This window comes from Orenia metallireducens (genome assembly GCF_003001995.1).
Taxonomy (GTDB): domain Bacteria; phylum Bacillota; class Halanaerobiia; order Halobacteroidales; family Halobacteroidaceae; genus Orenia; species Orenia metallireducens_B.
Window position 1 is genome coordinate 76607 of the sequence record NZ_PVNB01000004.1, and the last position, 20642, is coordinate 97248.

Annotated in this window: 16 protein-coding genes; 14 read left to right on the forward strand and 2 right to left on the reverse strand. The window is 31.4% G+C overall.

The annotated features are described in order from the left end of the window. Positions 1–505 precede the first annotated feature (505 nt). The 6 genes from BX659_RS04015 (at position 506) to BX659_RS04040 (ending at position 5055) form a co-directional block, all read left to right on the forward strand. Complete coding sequence (locus BX659_RS04015; RefSeq protein ID WP_097017105.1) at positions 506–1543, forward strand: YeiH family protein; 1038 nt, start codon at positions 506–508, stop codon at positions 1541–1543. A 167-nt stretch (positions 1544–1710) separates the two neighbouring features. Next, positions 1711–1938 carry a hypothetical protein gene (locus BX659_RS04020; protein ID WP_097017104.1) on the forward strand — a complete coding sequence of 76 codons (228 nt, stop codon included), beginning with the start codon at positions 1711–1713 and terminating at the stop codon, positions 1936–1938. Positions 1939–1948: 10 nt separating this feature from the next. Next, on the forward strand, positions 1949–2611 hold the full coding sequence (locus BX659_RS04025; protein ID WP_097017103.1) for a PrsW family intramembrane metalloprotease: 663 nt from the start codon (positions 1949–1951) through the stop codon (positions 2609–2611). Between the two features lie 129 nt (positions 2612–2740). Next, positions 2741–4126 (forward strand): NAD(P)/FAD-dependent oxidoreductase, encoded by a 1386-nt coding sequence (locus BX659_RS04030; protein ID WP_097017102.1) that lies wholly within the window; start codon positions 2741–2743, stop codon positions 4124–4126. Positions 4127–4372: 246 nt separating this feature from the next. Next, positions 4373–4627, forward strand: a complete 255-nt coding sequence (locus tag BX659_RS04035; protein WP_097017101.1) for an AbrB/MazE/SpoVT family DNA-binding domain-containing protein — start codon at positions 4373–4375, stop codon at positions 4625–4627. Between the two features lie 170 nt (positions 4628–4797). Continuing rightward, a complete protein-coding gene (locus tag BX659_RS04040) occupies positions 4798–5055 on the forward strand; it encodes an AbrB/MazE/SpoVT family DNA-binding domain-containing protein (protein ID WP_097017100.1) in 258 nt (85 codons plus the stop codon). A 71-nt stretch (positions 5056–5126) separates the two neighbouring features. Here the strand turns inward: BX659_RS04040 and BX659_RS04045 are convergent, their stop codons facing one another. After that, positions 5127–5657: a thioredoxin-like domain-containing protein gene (locus tag BX659_RS04045; RefSeq protein ID WP_097017099.1), complete on the reverse strand. Its 531-nt coding sequence runs from the start codon at positions 5655–5657 to the stop codon at positions 5127–5129. A gap of 372 nt (positions 5658–6029) precedes the next feature. On the opposite strand from BX659_RS04045, the gene pcrA reads away from it, so the two are divergent. Together pcrA and BX659_RS04055 are read left to right on the forward strand one after the other, a co-directional pair. Further along, positions 6030–8168 (forward strand): DNA helicase PcrA, encoded by a 2139-nt coding sequence (gene pcrA, locus BX659_RS04050; protein ID WP_097017098.1) that lies wholly within the window; start codon positions 6030–6032, stop codon positions 8166–8168. A 475-nt stretch (positions 8169–8643) separates the two neighbouring features. Then, on the forward strand, positions 8644–9567 hold the full coding sequence (locus BX659_RS04055; RefSeq protein ID WP_097017097.1) for a manganese-dependent inorganic pyrophosphatase: 924 nt from the start codon (positions 8644–8646) through the stop codon (positions 9565–9567). 48 nt (positions 9568–9615) lie between these two features. Here BX659_RS04055 and BX659_RS04060 read toward each other — a convergent pair whose 3' ends face one another. Then, on the reverse strand, positions 9616–10293 hold the full coding sequence (locus BX659_RS04060; protein WP_097017096.1) for a potassium channel family protein: 678 nt from the start codon (positions 10291–10293) through the stop codon (positions 9616–9618). 540 nt (positions 10294–10833) lie between these two features. Here BX659_RS04060 and ligA point away from each other — a divergent pair. From ligA to BX659_RS04090, 6 genes are all read left to right on the forward strand, one after another. Continuing rightward, positions 10834–12816, forward strand: a complete 1983-nt coding sequence (ligA, locus tag BX659_RS04065; protein WP_097017095.1) for an NAD-dependent DNA ligase LigA — start codon at positions 10834–10836, stop codon at positions 12814–12816. Between the two features lie 567 nt (positions 12817–13383). Then, on the forward strand, positions 13384–14571 hold the full coding sequence (locus BX659_RS04070; protein ID WP_172431844.1) for a BTAD domain-containing putative transcriptional regulator: 1188 nt from the start codon (positions 13384–13386) through the stop codon (positions 14569–14571). A 278-nt stretch (positions 14572–14849) separates the two neighbouring features. Further along, a complete protein-coding gene (locus BX659_RS04075) occupies positions 14850–15725 on the forward strand; it encodes a hypothetical protein (protein ID WP_097017093.1) in 876 nt (291 codons plus the stop codon). A 25-nt stretch (positions 15726–15750) separates the two neighbouring features. Further along, complete coding sequence (locus BX659_RS04080) at positions 15751–16542, forward strand: hypothetical protein (protein ID WP_097017092.1); 792 nt, start codon at positions 15751–15753, stop codon at positions 16540–16542. A gap of 124 nt (positions 16543–16666) precedes the next feature. Further along, positions 16667–17473 (forward strand): hypothetical protein, encoded by an 807-nt coding sequence (locus tag BX659_RS04085; RefSeq protein ID WP_097017091.1) that lies wholly within the window; start codon positions 16667–16669, stop codon positions 17471–17473. A gap of 41 nt (positions 17474–17514) precedes the next feature. Then, on the forward strand, positions 17515–20532 hold the full coding sequence (locus BX659_RS04090; RefSeq protein ID WP_097017090.1) for a hypothetical protein: 3018 nt from the start codon (positions 17515–17517) through the stop codon (positions 20530–20532). The last annotated feature ends 110 nt before the right edge of the window (positions 20533–20642 follow it).

Below are 20642 nucleotides of genomic sequence, written 5' to 3' on the forward strand. Positions count from 1 at the left end.
TTTATATTCTAGAATATATGTTAATTATTACTATACAATTATTTAATGAAATCTAGCCTCTCTTGATAATAAATTCAATTCTATCTGCTTATATAGATGTTCAAGTTTAAAGTGAAGTTCTTGAATGGGGATATTCCGACACTTTTTACTTTGGTAGTTGGGAGTTAGAGGGTTAGGTAGTTAGGCAGTTCCTAACCATCTACCTACCTATCTACCTCCTACGAGTTGAAAAACAACTCTGCGTGTAAACCATAATCAAAGTGTCCCTTTATCTATCTATAACGTCATATTTAAATCTTATTCTAAGTTGGATGGCTATAATTAAAGTTTTTTCATATTTTTAATTCAATAATAATAACTTTATAGGGGAGGTGAGGCAGGGGATGGAGCTTGAGAAAATAGGGGTTAGTACCGATTGGTTAGCTGTGATTATAGCTTTAATCTTATGCTTATTAGTTAAGTTTGGATTAATAACTAATATACCTTGGTAGAGGGAGGGATAATTATGTCTGATATCGAATTAGCAGAGAAGGATAAGAATAGTTATTTAAATAATGCTTTTATTCAGAAGATTCCTGGGATAATTCTTTTATTTTTAGTGGGTTATCTTTCTAAGATAATTGCAGGTTATATTCCTCATATGGAGTATGTATTAATTGCTATCTTACTTGGGATGCTAATCAGTAATACAATCAAGCTACCAAAAATCTTTGTCCCAGGAATTGAGACCTATGAGCTCTGGTTGAAACTGGGGATTGTACTATTGGGAGCTAGATTGGCGCTACAGAGTATCTTTCAGATCGGAATGATTGGATTGCTATTGGTGATAGTTGAGATAATAGTATCTATTGCTACAGCTAAATATCTGGCTAAAAAATTTGGCTTAAGCGATAAATTGGGGAGTTTATTGGGGATTGGGATTGGCATCTGTGGAGTTTCAGCAATTATAGGAGCCTCGGGAGCAATTGATGCTGATGAAGAGGAAGCAAGTTTAGCTATAGCTACCATCTTAATCTTTGGTGCAGTAATGGTATTTTTATATCCAATATTAGGTCAGGTGATGGATTTATCCCATCAAGCCTTTGGATTCTGGTCCGGTTTAGCAATTGATAATACAGCAGAGTCCTTAGCAACAGGCTTTGCCTTTTCAGAAGAGGCAGGTCAAGTAGCCACTATAACCAAATTGTCTAGAAATGCTCTAATGGGAGTAATTATTTTATTGTTTGCTCTTTATTATGCTAGAAAAGGTGTCAGTGGAGAGGTAAAGCATAAGGGTAAGTTCATTTGGGAGAGGTTTCCTAAATTTCTAATTGGATTCTTATTAATGTCTTTATTAGCAACTATAGGCTTTTTTAATCAGGATAATGTTGGTGATATGAAGAATTTATATAAATGGTCATTTATGCTCTCCTTTGCTGGTGTCGGATTTAGGACTGAATTTGCTAGAATGAAGCAGGTAGGTTTTAAAGCCTTTTTTGTAGGTTTAGGAGCAGAGGTAGTGGTAAGTATAGTGACTTTATTAGTGATTTTGATAATTTATTGAATTATTCTATAATTAATTTTATAATTAGGGCTAGATTTAAGTTTAAGACTAAGATTTAGACTAATACTACTATTTGAGCTTATAACTTGTATCTAAATTAAACTATTAATTATCAAAATAGGAATAGTAATTATAATTTAAGATATAATAATTGATGAGGTGAGAAGATGGTAATTGGGATAGAAATAATCAGCTCTAAGGGATATGATTATTTTAAGATGGTTGTTCAAAATTATATTAGCATAGTTGATTTACAAAAAGCTTTACAAGTTCCTGAAAAGTATCATATTTTAGTTAATGGATTCTATGAATTAGATGACTATCAAGTCAAGCCTTATGACCAAATCTCTTTTATAGTCAATCCAGTAATTACAGAAGTGAAAAACATCAATTAGGAGGTAGATGATGAATCTCTTTTGGTTATTAGCTGTATCATTATTACCTGGTCTATTATGGGTTTACTACTTTTATCGTAAAGATAGATATGAACCAGAACCTGCTAATTTAGTTATAAAAGCATTTATCTATGGAGCTTTAGCTGTTATTCCAGTGGGATTAATAGAAGCTCCTTTTGCTAAATTAATTTCAAATCCACCAAATCTAGTGACATTATTTCTTGTAACAATAGGTGTGATTGGTTTGGTAGAAGAGACAGCTAAATTCGCTGTAATTAGATATACAATCTATAATTCTGATGAATTTGATGAAGTAGTTGATGGTATTATCTACTCAATAGCTGCTGGTTTGGGCTTTGCTGCTTTAGAAAATTTATTATATACCTATGTTTTTGGATTTAAAGTTGGGGTTATTAGAGCTATAGTTACTAGTCTAATTCATGCTTCCTTTTCAGGCATTATGGGTTATTATTTAGGAAAGGCTAAATTAGAAGCAAAGCCTTCTTTAATCTGGACTGGTCTATTACAAGTCATTATTTTACATGGTCTTTATGACTTCTTGATTATCAGTGGCTTTGTCTCTAATTATCTTGTTTATGGAATGGTAATTGCCTTTTATATTTATTTAGTTTCTTTAATCAATCGTGCTGTAGAATCATCCCCTTTCAAATAAGACGAACAATAATAGACAAAAAATAAATATTATTAGTTTTTATCTTGATAATATTTATTTTTTATGTTAATATTATTATTGTGTGTTAAAAAATAACGAACTTTCTACTCTATTTGAAAGGGTGATTTTATGTCGAAAAGCTATGATTTAATCATTGTAGGAGCAGGACCTGCTGGAATATTTACTGCTTTAGAGTTGGTAAAGAAGAGTGATTTAGAGATTCTTATTTTAGAAAAGGGTAGAGATATTTATAAACGTGATTGTCCGATGAAATCTAAAAATACAGACTGTGTTAAGTGTCATAACTGTTCTATTGTATGTGGGTGGGGTGGAGCAGGAGCCTTTAGTGATGGCAAGTTGACCCTATCTAATGAGATTGGTGGACATTTAGATGAATATATAGGTAAAGATAGATTATCTGAATTAATAGCTTATGCTGATGAAGTTTATAAAGAGTTTGGTGCACCAGATAAGCTATATGGTCCTTCTAACGAAATAATTCAAAACATCCATGATCGTGCTACTATGGCTGAACTGAAGTTTATTCCATCAAAAATCAGGCATTTAGGGACTGGACACAGTAAGAGTGTCTTAGCAGAGATGAAGGAATATTTAGCAGATAATGGTGTTGAAATTAGAACAGGCATTAAGGTTACAGAGATCTTAACTCAAGATGATAGAGTTATAGGGGTAAAAACTTCTAAGAATGAAGAGCTTAAAAGTGAGATAGTAGTTGTAGCACCAGGTAGAGAGAATGCAGAATGGCTAAGTAAAGAAGCTCAAAGGTTAAATATTACCACCACAATTAACCCTGTAGATATAGGAGTTAGAGTTGAATTACCAGCTGCTATAATGAAAGAACTGACTGATGTTGTTTATGAGTCCAAGTTTGTTTACCATTCACCTACTTTTGATGATAAGGTCAGAACCTTTTGTATGTGTCCAAATGGCGATGTAGTTAATGAAAATAATAATGGCTTAATCACAGTAAATGGTCATAGTCATGCTACTATGAAGACTCAAAATACTAACTTTGCTCTATTGGTTAGTAAGAACTTCACTGAACCTTTTAAAGAGCCAATTACATATGGTAAGGATATTGCTAAATTGGCTAATCTATTAGGTGGAGGGGTAATTGTACAACGCTTAGGTGACTTCTTAAATGGAAGAAGATCAACTGCTGAAAGGATTAGTCGTGGTTTAGTAGAGCCAACTTTAAAGGATGCTACTCCAGGGGATTTAAGCTTAGTATTGCCTTATAGACATTTAAAGGCAATAGATGAAATGTTACAAGCTTTAGATAAGATCTGTCCTGGTGTCTATTCAAGACATACATTATTGTATGGGGTAGAGGTTAAATTCTATTCTTCTAGATTAGAGGTCAATAATAGCCTTGAGAGTAAGATCAAGAATCTATATACTGCAGGTGATGGTGCTGGTATTACTCGTGGCTTAATGCAGGCGTCCTCATCTGGAATTGTAATTGCTGAGGATATATTAAAGAAATTAGGATAATTAAATAGGTAGATATGGAAAAGTTCTAGTGAATTTCACTAGAACTTTTTTTATTAGATAAGTAATTTTTAATTACTTATATTTGTTAGCCTAGACAACTAAACTATCTATTATTTAAGTTAATTTTAAATTTCTGGAAAAATTATTGACATAATGTTAAAACTCTGATATAATTCTTTGCAGAACTTGTCGAAAAATGTCTTAACAACAAAAATTATAAAATAAAGTTAGAAGAGGTGCAAAGCCATGAAGTCAACGGGAATTGTTAGAAAAGTAGATGAACTAGGTAGAATGGTAATTCCAATTGAGCTAAGAAGGACTTTAGGGATCGAAACAAAAGATCCATTGGAAATTTATGTAGATGATGACAAGATTATATTCAAAAAATATGAGCCAGCATGTACTTTCTGTTCAAATGCAGGTAACACTACAGAATTTAAAGGAAAGATCGTCTGTTGTGAGTGTATAGATGAGATGAAGAACAGGGGTAAAAGTGCTTAATATACAAAAAATTACTAGTAATTTATCCCTTAAATAGAATTTTAAATATCTTGAGGAAAAAAGTCTATTTTTATACAAAAAATACTTGACACCAGTTTTAGTAGTTGGTATAATGGGATTAAAGATAATTAAGTGTCGACCACTGTCAAAATATAAGGAGGAATTTATTGATGAAATCAACAGGAATTGTTAGAAAAGTAGATAATTTAGGTAGAATGGTAATCCCAATTGAATTAAGAAGAACTTTAGGAATTGATACTAAAGACCCATTAGAAATTTATGTAGACGATGATAAGATTATATTCAAAAAATACGAACCAGCTTGTACATTCTGTGGAAATGCAGGAGATACATTAGATTTTAAAGGAAAAGTTGTTTGTAGTGAATGTTTATCAGAAATGTCAGAAAAAAGTCAAGAAACTGCTTAATATTTCTGAAACGGTTACTTATAAAAGTAAGTTGGACAAACTGTCCAACTTACTTTTTTGTTTATATAGATTTATTTAACTGTTAAAGTGGGAAAATAATTCTTAATTAACTTTTTTAGCTCTTTTTCTTCTTTTAAGCCGATAATAGTCTTTGCTTTCTTAGCAGGATTATAAAATACTAGAGTAGGAATATTGGTAATTTGCAACTGTTCAGTCAGTTCAGCTTTATCATCAATTACTATAGGGATATCTTCTTGGAGCTCTATATTTATCTTCTCCATCACTTCTCTATCTATTTGACCTATATTAATAGCCAATATATTCAAATTATCATTATATTCTTCCTTTAGTATCTTTAGATTTTCAAACTGTTGCTGGCAGCTTTTAGATTGTGGTAACCAGAATAATAATATAGTAGATTTATTAATCTTATCAAACTTGATTTTATTATCTTTTAAATCTCTTAAAGTTACTTTGGGAAGAAAGAACTTTTCCTCTGAATGGGCTGTTGCTTTAAACTTAATGACTGTCCCGACAGTCCCCCCAATAATAAAAGCAACGATTAAGATAAAAGACACTAATATAAGAATTAATTTTTTCATCTTATCACTCCCTTTGTAAAGAGTATGAAAGTGGAAATTTGAATATAACTAGTAATGAAGAGAGGTTGGTTTTTTACTAAATTAATGTATTTGTGATAGGGGTAAAATGAGATAATAGATAGGTAATGCGACAGTTTGTTCTTTGGTAGTTGGGTAGTTAGGTTTGACCCACTACCAAACCACTTACCCACCTAATATCGAAAGTGTCACAATATCCCTATTGTTTCTTATTCTATATTCAAATCTAACTAAATTTATGAGCTTAGTCTACTTTATCCGTCTTAGATTAGACAAGGAATAAATTTTCATATATAATGTTAGAGTAAATTAATCATGATAATAATACATCCTAAGTCGGTTAGGAGGATTTAAATGGATACTTTAAAAGGGCTAAACCCTGAGCAGAAGAAAGCTGTTAAACATCACCAAGGTCCTTTGTTGATTTTAGCAGGGGCGGGCTCTGGTAAGACTAGAGTATTGACCCATCGGATTGCTCATTTAATTTATGAATACGGTGTTTCTCCTTATAATATTTTAGCTGTTACCTTTACTAATAAAGCAGCAGGGGAGATGAAGGAGAGAATTGAGAATCTGATTTCTACAGATAGTAAAGGAATTTGGATGAGCACCTTCCATTCTATCTGTGTACGAATTTTAAGAAGAGAGATAAATAAACTAGGCTATAATACGAATTTTGTTATCTTTGATAGCAGTGATCAAAGAACCTTAATTAAAAATATTTTAAAAGAGTTAAATATAGATACTAAGAAGTTCAACCCTAGAGCAATATTAGGGATGATTAGTAGTGCTAAGAACCAATTGATTTCACCCAAAAACTATGAGAGTAATAACTATTTTGAAGAGATAGTTAGACAGGTCTATGAATTATATCAGAAGAAGTTAAAGGAGAATAATGCTTTAGATTTTGATGATTTAATTATGAAGACTGTAGAGTTATTTCAAGAGTATCCTCTAGTTTTAGAACATTATCAAGAACGTTTTAAGTACATATTAGTTGACGAGTATCAGGATGTAAATCACGCCCAATATAAATTGATAAATCTATTGGCAGAAAAAAATAAAAATATCTGTGTTGTTGGTGATGATGACCAAGGGATTTATGGTTTTAGAGGAGCAGATATTAGTAATATTTTAAGCTTTGAAAATGATTATCCAAATACTAAAGTGATTAAGCTTGAACAGAATTATCGTTCTACTAAAAAGATTTTAGAGGCTGCCTTTGGTGTTGTCAGCAATAATATAGATAGAAAAGATAAGAAATTATGGACTGAGAATGATGAAGGTCAAGATTTAAAGTTATATAAAGCCTCAAATGGACAAGAAGAAGCAGATTATATAGCTAATGAGATCAGTAGATTAAAGGAAAGAGATGATTATAGTTTTAATGACTTTTCGATTTTATATCGTACCAATGCCCAGTCAAGAAGTCTAGAGCAAGCCTTGATTAGAAAGGAGATTCCTTATAGAATAATTGGGGGATTGAAGTTCTATGACCGCAAAGAGATTAAGGATATTTTAGCTTATCTACGACTTATCTATAACCCTGATGATGATATCAGTTTAGAGCGGATTATTAATGTACCAAAACGGGGGATTGGTAATACTACTATTGGACGCTTACAGGACTATGCTTTAAAAGAAGAAATCAGCTTATTGGAAGCTGTTTATCAGGCTGATAAGGTTGATACCCTTGGTTCAAGAGCTATTTCTAGAGTGAGAAGTTTTGGTGAGATGATAAGTCAGTTTAGAGCTGAGGCAGAAGAATTATCTGTGCTGGCTTTGACAGAGAAAGTCTTAGATAAGACAGGCTATTTAGAAGAGCTTAAATTAGAAAAAACCCTTGAAGCAGAGAGTAGAATCGAAAATATTACGGAACTCTTAACAGATATGAAGGAGTTCAATAAAGAGGATACAGCTGCAAAGCTAGGCGACTATTTAGAAGAGGTAGCTTTGATTGCTGATGTGGATAATTTAGATAAGGATGCTGAAGCTGTAGTCTTGATGACCTTACATAGTGCCAAGGGATTAGAGTTTCCTATAGTATTTTTGGCAGGAATGGAAGAAGGATTATTTCCTCATAGTATGTCTATGAATAGTGAAGCAGAGATTGAAGAAGAGAGAAGGCTATGTTATGTAGGAATTACAAGGGCAGAGAAATTATTGTACTTAACCCATGCTACCTATCGGATGGTTTATGGTAAATCTCAATATAATGCTCCTTCCCGCTTTATTAGTGAAATTCCTAAGACTCTCTTTGGTTTAAAGGAAGGGAAGAAGGGTAATAAGGTAAAGGCGGTAGTTAAAGAGGAAACTAAGAGTGTTGAAACTGGCAACTTTAGTGCTGGGGATAGAGTACTCCATCAGAAATGGGGTAAAGGTACTATAATTACAGTAGCTATGGACAGTGGCTTGGAGAAAGCAACCATTGCTTTTCCCAATGAAGGTATTAAAGAGTTAGCCACCCAATATGGTAAGTTGACCAAATTATAATTGACAATGTATAATGTACAATTTACAATAAAAACTGCATAAATAATTTTAAATCATATAGAAAATGAAAATAGTTTAAAATATTTTTTGCAGCGAATTAACACGAATCATACGAATTAAAGACTAGATATATATAACATGAAAAAGAATTTAAATTTACTTAACAGCAAATTAAAGTCAACATATTTTTTGACACAGACTAAAATCTGACTTAAATTAATTAAATTTTTATTGTTTTTGTTTTAGTCCGCTTTTGTCTGCGTAAGTCTGCGTCTAATAATTTCTTTTGAATTTAAGTTCTTAAATAATTATGAATATTTAAATTTTAAATAAATAATATGAAATCTTTATCGGTTTATATATAGATTAATATTTTAAATTGTTCTAGTTCAAATTCGCGTAAATTAGTGAGATTCGTTGCGAGATAAGTTGCTATATAAATTGAATTATTAATTAAATAAAAGGGGGAATTTAAATGTCTATTTATGTTGTAGGGCATCAGAATCCTGATACAGATTCTATCTGTGCAGCGATTACTCTTGCCAATTTAAGAAAAGAGTTAGGGGAAGATGTAGAAGCAATCAGATGTGGTAAGATCAATGCAGAAACAGAGTTTGTTTTAGATAAGTTTGGTGTAAAAGCACCTAAGCTAGTAGAGAGGGTATCTGAAGGTGAGCAAGTATTTTTAGTAGACCATAATGAATTAAGTCAAGCAATCCCTGGGATTGAAGAAGCCGAAATAGTTGGTGTAGTTGATCATCACCGTATTGGTGGTATCTCTACTGGGAATCCAATCTATTTTAGAAATGAGCCAGTAGGTTGCACAAGTACAATTGTTACTAAGTTATACAAAGAAAATAATGTAGAGATCAGTGATTCTATGGCTGGATTATTATTATCTGCAATTCTATCTGATACAGTAATCTTTAAGTCACCTACTTGTACTAAAGAGGACAAGGTGATTGTTAAACAGTTAGCTAAACAGCTAGGAGTAGATATTGAAGAGTATGGAAAAGAGTTGTTCCAAGCTGGTTCTGTAGTAAATATGTTATCTGCTAAAGAGTTGGTACAGAATGATTATAAGGAGTATGAATTTGCTGGAGATAAGATTGCAGTAGGGCAAATTGAGATTATGGGCTTAGATGAGGTTGATGCTGCTAAGAAAGAAGAGATTTTAGCTGCTATTAAAGAGCTAGTTGAAGCAGAAGGTTATAGAGCATTGTTATTGATGATAACAGATATTATGGCTGAAGGTACTCTATTGACTTATAATGCTGAAGCTAAGGAAATTGTAGCTGGAGCCTTTGATGTAGATGCTGGGGAGAATGAAGTCTATCTAGCTGGTGTATTGTCTAGAAAGAAACAGATTATCCCTGTATTATCTGATTACTTTGCATAGAATAATTTTATATTAAAAAGGAACCTTAAATTTAAGGTTCCTTTTGTATTAGCAGGCTCTTTCTTTTTCTGTGCCTGCCATTATCTCTAAGAGTTTCTCTTTAATTTCAGGATCTGCTAAAGCAATAACAGTATCATTAGCCTTAATTACAGTATTGCCACGGGGAACAATTGCTTCATCTCCTCGTAGGATTGTGATTAAAATAGCCTCATCAGGGAGTTTAATATCCTTTACCATTGAGTCCTGAATAGGAGAGTTTTCATCTACTTGGATATAATGCATCTTCAAGTCTTTAATACTATCAGCCCATAATTTTGAGGTCTCCTTAATAGCTATCTCCTCTTGAATTAGTCCCAGCATCAGTGAGGTTGAACTAATGACCTGATTTACACCTAACCATTCAAAGAGCTTTTCATTACCTGGATTATTTACCAAGGTCAATGTTTTTGGAACATTAAACTGCCTTTCAGCTAATTGGCAGATTACTAGGTTGTCTTGGTCATTGCTAGTAACAGCAACAACTGTATCAGCTTCATCAGCTTTAGCCTTCTCTAGAAATTTTCTTTGAGTTCCATCACCCAAGATAACGTCAACTTCTAATTCATTCTTTAATTTACTAACCTTCTTTTTATCGGATTCAATAACTGTAACTTGATGTCCAAATTTATGGCAATATTTTGCCAGTTGATATCCTTTTTTACCGCCACCAACAATAATTATTTTCATGCTATTACCTCCTTGGCCAATTAGGCTTGGGTAAGAAATTTTAAATTATAAATTTTAAAAGACCATCATATATTATACTATAAAGAAGAGGGAGTTGCAAAGAAATTCCATTATCTTACAGATAGTTAGCTGCTCATTGGCAAGGTTTCTTGGCTGAATTTTTAGCTTATTATATTAAATTTATAGAGGATTTTTAATACTAATAACTAAGTAAAATATAGTATGAGGTATGCTTATTTAGAAATTATGATATAATAAAGTGAAACTTAAAAGAGATAATGGGACACTTTCGTTCTAGTTGATAGTGGTTTTTACACGAAGAGTTTTGTTCTTTAAACTCGTAGGGATAGTGTATAGTGGATAGTTAAACCATTAAACTCTTTATGTTCTAAGGTTTTGAACTTAACTATCCACTATCAACTTTACACTATACACTGAGGTTAAAGTGTCGTAATATCTCTATATAAAGTCATATTTAAAAATTCAAACTTAGTTACTTACTAGCAAAAAGCTATGATTTTTAGAGCAGGGAGGATTCACATGGAAGATATAAAGAAAAGAATTGAAGAATTACGTGAAAAGATACATAAGCATGATTATTATTACTTTGTCTTAGATAAACCTAAGATTAGTGATATAGAATATGATAAGCTGATGCAAGAGTTATCGAAACTAGAGGAAGAACATCCAGAGTTAATTACTCCTGATTCACCGACACAGAGGGTAGGAGGAGAGCCTATCGATGAATTTAGAAAGGTAGAGCATCAAGTCCCTCTATTGAGCTTGGACAAGGTCTTTTCAGAAGAAGAGTTAAGAGATTTTGAGCAGAGGATAAGAAAAGATGTTGAGCAAGAGATTCAATATGTGGCTGAATTAAAGATAGATGGCTTATCGGCTTCTTTGGTCTATGAAGGTGGTAGCTTAGCCCAAGGAGCTACCAGAGGTAATGGTCGCATTGGTGAAGATGTTACCCATAATATCAAGACCATTAAGAGTATTCCTTTAAAATTAGATAAAGAGATTGATTTAGAAGTAAGAGGTGAGGTCTACTTCCCTAAAGATAAATTCATTCAATTAAATCAGAATAGAAAGGAAGCTGAGCAAGAAGAGTTTGCTAACCCTCGTAATGCAGCAGCAGGAACTTTGCGCCAGCTTGACCCTCAGATAGCAGCCAAACGTCCTTTAGATATCTTCATCTATGATAGTGCTTATCTAGAGGGGGAAGAGTTTAGCTTACATAGTGAAAGATTAACTTACCTTAAAGAATTGAATTTTAAGGTAAATTCTGAATGGAGAATATGTGCTAGTATTGATGAGGTAATTGAATATTGCCAGTATTGGACCCAAAAGAGGGATGAATTAAATTATGAGATTGATGGAATCGTAATTAAAGTGGATGATTTAGCTTTACGCCAAAGGTTAGGCAGTACAGCTAAACACCCCCGTTGGGCAATTGCTTATAAGTTTCCTGCTCAACAAAAAGAGACCACAATCAAGGATATTGAGATTACAGTAGGAAGAACAGGATCATTGAATCCAACGGCTATCTTAGAGCCGATTTACTTAGATGGCTCAGTAGTTAGTCGGGCTACTTTACATAATCAAGATTATATTAATGAGAAGGATATTAGAATTGGTGACAAGGCAATTATAGAAAAGGGTGGAGATATAATACCAAAGGTGGTTAAAGTCTTGCCAGAGAAGAGGACAGGTCAAGAAGAGAAGTTTGTTATTCCTAAAGAATGTCCTGTCTGTGGAGCAGAAGCAGTTCGTTTAGAAGGAGAGGCTGTAATCAGCTGTACTGGTGGAGCCTGCCCTGCTCAATTAAAAGAAGAGATTATTCACTTTGTCCAAAGAAATGCTATGAATATTGAAGGAGTAGGACCTTCCTTGATAGAACAACTATTAGATAATGAATTAATAGGTGATGTAGGGGATTTATATTATCTAAAGAAAGAAGAGCTAATGAATTTAGAGAGAATGGGTGAAAAATCCAGCCAGAATGTGATTGATGCCTTAGAGAAGAGCAAGAATAACTCCTTAGCCCAATTATTATTTGGCTTAGGAATTCGCCATGTAGGTAGCAGGGTGGGGCAAGTATTGGCCCAAAACTATCAGGATATCGAGGCTATTACTCAGGTAAGTGAAGATGAGCTGTCAGAAATCAACGAGATTGGTCCCAAGATTGCTCAAAGTATTGTGACCTATTTTCAACAAGAACAGAACTTGAAGATACTCGATAAGTTAAGAGAAGCAGGGGTCAATCTAGAGTCTCAAACTTCTAATGTAAAAAAAATATTAGAAGGGAAGAAGATAGTTGTAACTGGTACTCTACAGGAATTTACCCGTAAAGAAGCCAAAGAAGCCATTACTAGCTTAGGAGGCAGGGTCACCAGCTCGGTCAGTAAGAATACAGATTATGTAGTGGTAGGTGATAATCCTGGTTCTAAATATGATAAAGCTCAAGAGTTAGGAGTTACTATTTTAAATGAATCAGAATTTAAAGAGTTAATAGGAGGGTAATCTTAAAGCCCCGAACTACATTATAATGTAGTTCGGGGCTTTATTTATATTAACTTAGAATTTTTAATAAAGAGTTAAATTTGATTTAATATATTATTCATAAAAATTATTTTGAAATTTAATTACATAATAGGTTGTAATTGTAATTAGTGTTGTTTAATATAAAGTTGTAACGTTATAATTGTATTTGGAGTGATATAATACCATCAGTAGCGTTGTATCGAAAAAATTAGATAGAGTATTTATTTAAAAAAATTTAATTTAGTTGTTTTTGACGCTCCTCGGAGCGAACTCACGAGGATTCCTCGTTCCTATAGATTCGTGAATTGAAAATGAAACTTAATGGATATATTGCGACACCTTTTCTTTGGTGGTCAGGAGTTAGAAATTTAGGTAGTTAGGTAGTTAGGCAGTTCCTAACCATCTACCCACCTATCTACCTAACAACAAAAGTGTCTTAATACCTCTATATAGCGTCATGGTTAAATTTCATTCTAGATTCACGAACCTATAGTAAGAATAAGCTAAATGTTTACTGAAATAATTGCAAGAAGGGAGAAAAATTTGATGTTAAAAAATAATTTGAAAATATATGCTCTGGGTCCCTTTTACATAGAGATTGAAGGAAAAAGATTAGATGGAGGTAATTGGAAGGAAAGAAAATCACTGGCATTATTTAAATGTCTGTCAATTGAATTTCCTAAACACATTAGTATTGAAAGATTGATAGATAAATTATGGCCAGAGTGTGATGAACAGTATGGTAAACCTAGATTATACGATACGGTTTATAAACTTCGAAAGATATTAGATTCTGATGACTCAGAGAGCTATATAATAAAATTACCAGAAGGTTATGTTTTGAATAAAAATAAAAATTATTGGTTTGATTGGAGAGAATTTTCTGATATTTATGACAAATATAAGTTTAATAAGAACTGGCCTAACTATTCTAAGGAAGAATTAAATCAATCTATAGATGAACTTAGTTGGGCTCTTAACCTTTATAGAGGAGATTTTATGGAAAATTGTTTATATGATGATTTGATGGATATGCAACGAACCCATTATAGACAAATTATGTTAGATATGGTTATATTATTAGTTAAGATGCTTATTAAAGGGGACCAAAATGAAAAAGCTATTAATTATTTGAAATATGGTATACAAGAAGAACCTTATAGAGAAGAACTGTATATATTATTTATGCAGATATTGGGTAGGGAAAATAGAGTTTCAGAGGTTGTTGCTTTATATAAGAGGTATAAAAAGATATTGCAGAAGGAGCTAGGTTTATCATCTTATAATAGGTTAGAAGCTGAGTACAAAAAAATTATTAGTTATAATATGGGCACATCAACTGCTCAGGATGATGTAAATTTAGAAGAAAATATGGATAATTTAGTGTTTGGAGCTATGATATGTAACCCCAAAATTTTTAGAAAAATATATAATTTAGAAAAACAAAAAATATTTAGGGGGGGAAATCCATTTACTATATTAAAGATAAGTTTTGATAATGTATTAAATTCTGAATTATTAGAAAAATTTATAGTAGAGCTTAGTAAAAATCTTAGATCAGTAGATGTTATTGCAAAATGGAATTCTTGTAGTATATATGTTCTTTTGCATGGTACTCCTATTGAATGTAATACTGTAATTTCGCAGAGGTTATTTAAAATATCTTCATTGAGCAGAATTGAGGAAGACCCAAAAATAGAATGGGAGGAAATATCTAAAGAAAAAGCACAATGAAAATTTTATAATTTTGTATAGGAAATGCTCAGATCCTCTTATGTTTGTCTTAGGGGATGAATGAGCTCTTTTTTTTAGGTTTGTTACCTTAAAATTCGGCTAATTATTCCAAGGATTGTTTTTTTAAGCAAAAAACTTTTAAGAAAGTTCAAAAACGAGTTTTAAACGAGTTCTAATAGAAATTTAATAGAGATTTAATTGTTATAATTTATTAGAGAGATAAATTATTGAATTTTTGATAAGGGGGTGAGAAAATTTTTAAGGATGAGGAAAAGAAATTGAAGTTTATATCTTCAGTTATAATAGTATTTATAATATTGGTTTTATTTACTGAAAAAGTTGAAGCAAATTTGTCTCTAGATTTTGGAGAATTTACTCCTAAAACTAATATTACTAGTAATCTCCTATGTAGACTATCCATTGATGAAGAAAATATAAGATTACTAGAAATATATTTAGAGGATAAATTTTATAGAACTGATAGGATCGAAAGTATTTCAGCTAATAGGTTAAAATTAAAAACAAAAAATCAGAGAGTCTCTTTAAGAAGCAAAAAAGCAATTAAAGTTGACTTAAATGATTTACCTAAAGATGGATTAGGCTCTTTTATTCTACCTTTAAGTTTTACTGCTTTAAATACAGATTTGCCTGGTAGGTATAAAGCTAGGTTAATAATTAAAGCGCTAGACATTAAAGGGAGGGATTATCCAACCATTATAGAAAGAGAAGTAGAATTTAAGATTAATCCATGGCTAAGAATTACAAAAGTTGAGGGACGAGATAAGGTTATAATAGATAGAGTAAAAATTGATAGTAAGAAGATATATAGTGTAGGAGGGGCCTCTATAAAGATTGCATCTAATGTTCCTTGGAAGCTTTGTGCCAATATTAATCCAAAATTAGTTGAAGCTAAATCTTTAACTAATAGATCATTAAAGATTCAAGTTATGCCTAATTCAGATCATTATAGTATTATCAATAATGATGGTACGTTTTTTAAGAAAAATCCTACCTTAATTGTCATAGGAACTGAGACTGTGAGAGGGGATGGTTATTGGATTAATATGCCCTTTTCTATGAGCATTGAAAACTTCACAAAGATAAAAGCAGGTAATATTTCTTTTCCAATCAATTTCTATCTCTCATTTAATTAAAAATTTTAAGGAGGCAAAGATAATTATGAAAAGATTATTAGTTTTATCTTTAGCAACTCTTTTTGTCTTAACTATGAGTATTTCCGCTTTTGCATTTGATGAAGATGCTTTTTGGGCAGAGTATGGTTCTGGTTATTCTATGGCAGAGGAAAAGCTTGATGGAATTGAATGGACTTCTGGAGAAGCAATTAATTTAGCTAGTATTAACAGAGATGCAGAGCATTTAGATACAAATAAAAAAGAAAATGATGATGATCAAAACGTAGAAATAGAAGTTACTGCTGAAGCTTATATTCCATGCTATCTTGAACTAAAGGTGGCAGGTAATACAAAATCCCTTAAAGGGCAAAGCTTTGGTCCAGATGCTATTGCAAAAAGCAGTTCTTATGGAACAAACATGGAATTCGATAATGAAATGGGTGGATTTGTTGATGGTGATTGGAAGGCTTTAGGTCATGGAAAGAATGCGGAAATAGAACCAGGTGATAATGTATATATTCAAGCTTGCGACTTGTTCAAGGTCGATATTTATGGAAATGACAATTATAAATATGAAGTAGAATCCACTGGGTTAAGTGCTACAGATAACACAGGTCAAATTCTTCCTTTAGATATGAGAAGTAGTTTTGATGAAGGAGCTAGCTGGGGAGGTACTATAACTTTTGATGAAGCAACGACTGCTCCAGTTATAATTGCAGATAATATAGCTGCTACTACAGAAATGACTGTATATCATCAATTTAGAGTTCCATATACTCGTACTACAACTCATGGAAGTTATGTAGGTAAAGTAATTTTTAGAACTGTCAGTATGTAAAAATAATCAATTGAAAAATAACTTTTAGTTATATAGAGGGGTTGATGTATTTATACATCAACCCCTTTTGAATAAAATATTATAAAAAATTGGATGATTAATTTTAATGGAGGAGAGAGTAGTAATGAAGAAGTACAGTAAACTAAAAATATCTCTTTTGATTTTTTTATCTGTTTTTATTTTTTTTACTTATAGTGAGAGGGTAATGGCTATTACTCATATAGAGCCGGCTAGAATTATTTTATATGTAGAACCTGGTGATAGAACAACAGGAACTATTAAAGTTACAAATAAAAGTGAGAAAGAAACAGAGGTTAAAGCAATCCTATATGATTGGACTTTAGATGATAATGATGGACTTAATGCTACTATAGCTGGAAGCAGACCAGAGACTTTAGATGGGCTAATTAAATTTAACCCACGCAGATTTAAACTCAAGCCTGGGAAAACTCAAGTAGTTAGATTCACTATTAGTGCACCTAAGGATATAAACATAGAGAGAAGGGGGATAGTATTCTTTGAAGAAGAAACAGGTTTAATAGAAAAGACTACAGGTGCTAATGTGGTTACTCAGATAGGAACGACTATTTATTTGGCACCAACTACTGCAAAATCTGAGTTTAAATTATTAGGTGCTAAGGTTTATATACCTAAAGATAGACAGAAAAAGAAATTAGGGGTTTTATCTTTAAATAATCAAGGAAATGCTCATATAAGATATATTATTTCTTATAAAATTATAGATGAAAAGGGAGCTTTAGTTAATGAAAATAAATTTACAGAGCAAGTAATATTGCCAGGATTTAAAAGAGGAGTTACCTTTCCTATAAAACAAGATTTAAAATCAGGAAGCTACAAGATGTTGTTAAGTTTTGAATTTCACGGAACAGCTAAAAAGGCTAATTATACTATACCATTTAAAATAAACTAGTTCAAAGGATAGGGAGGGAATTGCTTATAAAAAGAATATATTTGTTAAAAATTATATTTCTAATAGTTCTCTTTTCTTTTTTTTCTCTCTTTATTTATGCTAAAGAAGATTTAGATTTGGAGACGAATATTGTTCTTTTAAAAATATCTAGTCATGAGAAGGTAATTTGTGAGGATCCTTTTTTTGAATTGTTATTACTATATGATGAAAGTTCTGAAGAAGATTATATTCTTTTGCCTTTAAATATGTTAACCTCCTATTTCAAAATGAAAATAAATTTTTATCGAGAAAATAATATGTTGGTAGTAATAAATTCAGCAAATAAAACAGAATTAAGGATAGATTTAGAGAATAAAAAGTATTTGGAGCATGACGAGTGGTCAAGGGAAGCCCCAATAGTTTTAGCAGGAGATTTTTTTGTTTCTTCTAAGGTCTTAGAATATCTTTTTGAAATAGAATTAGATTGGAATTCAAGATATCAAGAATTAACTTTAACAGGTGATTATTTTGCAAAAGAAGATGATTTAAAAGAGAATGAAAGAGAAGAGAAGGATAAAGCTATAAAAGAGGAAGAGAAAGTGCAAGAGATAATTGAAGGTCCAGATTTTTCTCTAGGTTCTATCCAATATGAGACAGGATGGGAATATCGAAAAAATGAGAATGGAATAGAGAAGTTTATTAATGAAAACAAATTAAATGTTCATGGAAGGATTAAAGATTGGGCAATCTCCTTAGGAGGAGAGAGTAATATAGATTTTTATAATAATAAAGAATTTGAATTGGACTTTATTAAAGCTATTTACAAAGAAAATAAAAAATTTATTATACTGGGAGATTCACAATCTGATAGCTTTAAAGCCATAGGTGATAAGTCTTTACGAGGACTGTATTATAGAAATTCAGATAAGAAGATGAGTCGAGTTTTAGCTTATACATCTATTACTGGAAAAGCAGAAGAAGGCGATGTTGTTACTTTATATGTAAACGAAGAAAAGTATAATTACCTTAAAGTCTTATCAGATAATCTTTATACTTTTGAACATATTTATTTAAAGAAAAATAAAATAAATACCTTAAAGGTAGTAATTGAAAAGCCTAATGGTGAACAAATAGAGAGAGTAAAAAGAGTAGCAGCCAGTCCAAAAATCTATGAAGAAGGTACTAGAAATTTTGAATTTGCAATTGCTTCATATAAAGAAGACGATCATGATGATTGGGAAGGAAAGATGATTGGTTGGAGAAAAGATATTGCTTTATCAGAAAACATAAGTGTTAATTGGGAAGCTATAGTAAGAGAAGATTATAATTATGGGGAAAAATTGTTATCAAGTTCTGATTTGGGCATAGCTTTTAGAATGGGGAAAAATATGGTTATGGATTTAGACTGGTATCTACTAGGAAATAAAAGTAATTTTGAGCAGGGGGGTGTGAGTTCTTTACTATATTGTTTAGATTCAGGATATGTTGAAGGAACTTATTTTTACCTTCCTGATAAAGTCAATGAAGAGATTTATGATAATACAGGAAAGGGAGTTAAGTTAATCAGTGTTTGGGATTTTTCTTCTGAATGGAGTGTAAATTCTTTGCTTACTTGTTATTATCCTAATTTATTCACTGACTTGGAAAAGAATAGAAAGGCTGAAATTTCTTTTGAACATCAAAAGAATTGGCGAAGTTTAACTAAAATAACTCTATCAGCTGAACAAGAAGATTCTATTGATCAAGATTTTAGTGATGACAAGAAAATAGTCGTTAAAGATATATATAGATTAACTGTAGGTAAAAGTAAAACTAGTGATGGTTTTAGGGGTGATGGTGAATTAAGTATATTTGACAAGAAGATATCTTTTGATGATAAGGAGATAAGTTATAATAAATTAAAATTGAGGACTGATTTTTATAAGAAAATATCAGATTCTTTAGTTATAACAAATAGTATTGAAGGAAGTGGAAAATTATATGATAGTCAAGGTAGATTTATTGATGTAGAGGCTCAAACAGAATCTAAACTCAAATTGAGTCCAAATGACAAATTATCCTGTTCTATTAGACATAGTTTGGAAGGAGAAAAAAAGTTTGATTCTTTTAAAAAAGCTTCAGAAGAATTGAAATTTAATACTCATTATTATATAAATAGTGATAATATTATTGATTTGGGTATAACTAACAATAGTTCGGTAAATAGTCTAGATTATAGGTCTTATTCTTTAGGAATAACGCGCTTCTTTGAAGATGGGGCTGGTGAGGTTTCTTTAGATATAGAAAGACTTATTCCAAAAGAGTTAGATAGAAGGCAAAGAGATAATATACAATTAGATATTAAGAAGAGGTTAGAGTCTAAAAGAGAGATAAAATTTAGTGTAGGAAAAGTATATGATATTGTCAACCAAATTTCTGAATATTTTGCTAAAATTTCTATAACTCATGCTTTTGGTTTTGCTAAAGGAAATAAATTCAATCAAGAATTTAAAGATAATAATCATATTTCATCTGTGGTGGGACATGTTTATTTAGATGAAAATAATAATAAAAAAATGGATGAAGGTGAAAAGAGACTTTCGGGAATAGATATGATTTTAGATAATCTTCGAGCGACGACTTTTGAAGATGGTCAATTTATCTTTAACCTTACTATGCCAGGTATATATACTTTGAACTTTGATTTTAATTCATTAGATGCTGATTATACTCCTGTTACTAAAGAAAAGGTAATTAGGGTTAAAAAGAATGAAAATATGGCTTTCAATTATGGACTTACTATGAATGGTTCTGTTTCTGGAATGGTATTTATAGATAAAAATGCTAATGGAAAAAAAGATGGAGATGAAGAACCATTACAATGGATTGGATTTACACTAAATGAAAAGACAATCTATACAGATAAGAGAGGTGAGTTCTATTTTGAAAATATTCCTCTTGGTGAACATTCTTTAACTATTATTAAGGAATCATTACCAAAAGGAATGGTATCAAAGGTAGGTAATTCTTTTAAAGTTAAAATCAGAAAAGAAGATTTAGATGTAAGAGATATATTTATTCCATTAGTATATAATTTTTAAATTGTTTTTGATTTAAGAACCAATTTATCTAGCTATAGCTAGATAAATTGGTTTATTATATATCTAAAATTTAATTAATTAAATTTTAGAGGAATATGCCATAGGAAGAG

Bases quoted from the DNA above. Each gene is read 5' to 3' on its own strand.
- BX659_RS04015 (WP_097017105.1), top strand. From the start codon at position 506: ATGTCTGATATCGAATTAGCAGAGAAGGATAAGAATAGTTATTTAAAT.
- BX659_RS04020 (WP_097017104.1), top strand. From the start codon at position 1,711: ATGGTAATTGGGATAGAAATAATCAGCTCTAAGGGATATGATTATTTT.
- BX659_RS04025 (WP_097017103.1), top strand. From the start codon at position 1,949: ATGAATCTCTTTTGGTTATTAGCTGTATCATTATTACCTGGTCTATTA.
- BX659_RS04030 (WP_097017102.1), top strand. From the start codon at position 2,741: ATGTCGAAAAGCTATGATTTAATCATTGTAGGAGCAGGACCTGCTGGA.
- BX659_RS04035 (WP_097017101.1), top strand. From the start codon at position 4,373: ATGAAGTCAACGGGAATTGTTAGAAAAGTAGATGAACTAGGTAGAATG.
- BX659_RS04040 (WP_097017100.1), top strand. From the start codon at position 4,798: ATGAAATCAACAGGAATTGTTAGAAAAGTAGATAATTTAGGTAGAATG.
- BX659_RS04045 (WP_097017099.1), bottom strand. From the start codon at position 5,657: ATGAAAAAATTAATTCTTATATTAGTGTCTTTTATCTTAATCGTTGCT.
- pcrA (WP_097017098.1), top strand. From the start codon at position 6,030: ATGGATACTTTAAAAGGGCTAAACCCTGAGCAGAAGAAAGCTGTTAAA.
- BX659_RS04055 (WP_097017097.1), top strand. From the start codon at position 8,644: ATGTCTATTTATGTTGTAGGGCATCAGAATCCTGATACAGATTCTATC.
- BX659_RS04060 (WP_097017096.1), bottom strand. From the start codon at position 10,293: ATGAAAATAATTATTGTTGGTGGCGGTAAAAAAGGATATCAACTGGCA.
- ligA (WP_097017095.1), top strand. From the start codon at position 10,834: ATGGAAGATATAAAGAAAAGAATTGAAGAATTACGTGAAAAGATACAT.
- BX659_RS04070 (WP_172431844.1), top strand. From the start codon at position 13,384: ATGTTAAAAAATAATTTGAAAATATATGCTCTGGGTCCCTTTTACATA.
- BX659_RS04080 (WP_097017092.1), top strand. From the start codon at position 15,751: ATGAAAAGATTATTAGTTTTATCTTTAGCAACTCTTTTTGTCTTAACT.
- BX659_RS04085 (WP_097017091.1), top strand. From the start codon at position 16,667: ATGAAGAAGTACAGTAAACTAAAAATATCTCTTTTGATTTTTTTATCT.